Below are 1,829 nucleotides of genomic sequence, written 5' to 3'. Positions count from 1 at the left end.
GTGCGCTGCTGGCCGACATGGCCAGCTTCGACAGCGCCGGCGTCAGCAACCGCGAGTAGCCCTGTGCGGCTTTTCCTTGTTGCATTGCAGTTCCTGACGCGGCTGCCGGTGCGGCTGGAGGGCTTCGAGCCGGCCTGGCTGAACGATTGCGTGCGGCACTTCCCGCTGGTGGGCGCGCTGGTCGGCGGCGTCGGCGCAGTGGTGCTGGCGGGGGCCGGTCATTTGTGGCCGGCCTGGGTGGCCGCGGTGCTGGCGCTGGCGGCCACCGTCGCGTTGACCGGCGGGTTTCACGAGGATGGCCTGGCCGACACCTTCGATGCCTTGGGCGGCGTGGTCAGCCGCGACAAGGCGCTGGCGATCATGAAGGACTCGCGCATCGGCAGCTATGGCGCTTTGGCGCTGGGCCTGAGCTTGTTGCTACGCGCCGCGCTGTTGGCCGTATTGGCGACGCGGCCGCTGCTGGGTGCCGTGGCCGCCTTGCTGGCCAGCCACGCCTTTGCTCGCGCGGCGGCCGTGGGCGTGATGGTCAGCCTGCCCTACGGCGGCGATGCGGAGCATGCCAAGGCCAAGCCACTGGCAATGGCCGTGGCGCTCCGCAATTTCGCCATCGCGCTGGGCTGGTGCGGCTTGCTGTTGCTGGCGCTCGCCGCCGGAGGCGTTGATCTGCCGCGCTTGCTGGCCGCCGCAGGCGCAGCAGCGGTTGCCGCAGTACTGATGCACCAATGGCTGAAGCGCCGCCTCGGCGGCTACACCGGCGATGGGCTGGGCGCGACCGAGCAACTGGCCGAGATCGCCGTGCTGCTGGCCTTCACGGCCTCGTTCTGAAGCCTGTGTTCACGATCTGGCGCCACCCCAAGCCCATCGGTGCTGCGGGTCGCTGCATCGGTGGCCGCACCGACCTTCCCGTCGACCCGCGCAAAGCCAAGCGCCTGGCCCATCGCATTCGCACGCATGCACGCCTGCAGGGGCTGCCGCGCGAGGTCGTCACGTCGCCGCTCGCGCGCGCCGCGTCGGTGGGGCATTGGCTGAAGCGATGGGGCTTCCTGTGGTGCGTCGACCCAGCCTTGGCGGAGATGGACTTCGGCCGCTGGGACGGCCAGCCCTGGAGCGCCATCTCCGCGGCGGAGTTCGAGCGCTGGACGCGCGACTTCTGCGGTTTCGAATTCGACGGTGGTGAGTCACTCAATGCGCTGCTGCTGCGCGCGGCCGCGTGGCAGCCACCATGCGCCCTGGCCGTGGGCCACGGCGGCTGGATCAATGCCCGGGCATGGCGCGGCGATCCGCCCACGCCGGCCCGGTGGCCCAAGCCGTTGGCCTATGCAGCCAGCCGGTCCGGCGATTTCTGAAACCGGCGGCGCAAGGCCGCCGTGACGGCAGGCGTGGCCCGCATCGCCGGGGCCTCGATGAAGCGATAGCTGGCATGGCTGACCAGCACGAGAACTGGCGCCAGTGCCAGCACCCAACCCCAGTGCACGGCCGCAGGCAAGGCGGCTCCCGGCTGATCTGCCCCCAGCACGAAATGAAGGAGGCTGAACAGCAAAAAGCCGTGCAGCAGATAGATGCTGTAGGCCGACTCACCCAGCAGGCGCGAGACCGGGTGCAGCAGCAGGCCGAAGAGGCTGTTGCCGCAGGCGATCAGCACGAAGGCCAGCGCCATCAGCGCAAGCGCACCATAGTCCGTACCCAGGGGGAACAGCGTGACCGCCGCTGCCAGGCATGCCAGGATCAACACGCTGGCCAAGTGGCTGGCGGCCCAGCGGCACAGCCGTGCCGAGCGGGAGCCCACCGCGGCCGCAATGCCGCCGGCAAACGCCCACAGGTACACAGGT

At 70.0% G+C, this 1,829-nt stretch carries 3 protein-coding genes; 2 read left to right on the top strand and 1 reads right to left on the bottom strand.

Going from position 1 to position 1,829, the window contains the following annotated elements:
- The first annotated feature begins 84 nt into the window (after positions 1–84).
- Entirely contained in the window at positions 85–825 is a 741-nt protein-coding gene (cobS, locus tag ACXJKR_RS31280) for an adenosylcobinamide-GDP ribazoletransferase (protein ID WP_457326168.1), read from the top strand.
- Between the two features lie 5 nt (positions 826–830).
- Positions 831–1,346, top strand: a complete 516-nt coding sequence (locus tag ACXJKR_RS31275; RefSeq protein ID WP_457326167.1) for a histidine phosphatase family protein — start codon at positions 831–833, stop codon at positions 1,344–1,346.
- Here ACXJKR_RS31275 and ACXJKR_RS31270 read toward each other — a convergent pair.
- Positions 1,316–1,829, bottom strand: a 514-nt coding sequence (locus tag ACXJKR_RS31270) for an acyltransferase family protein (protein WP_457326166.1), incomplete at its 5' end; no start/stop codon positions are given. The two genes, ACXJKR_RS31275 and ACXJKR_RS31270, sit on opposite strands and share 31 nt — an antisense overlap.

The organism is Roseateles sp. P5_E11 (genome assembly GCF_054049355.1).
The sequence above is the reverse complement of the archived record's forward strand: the minus strand, read 5'-3'. Positions and strand labels throughout refer to the sequence as shown.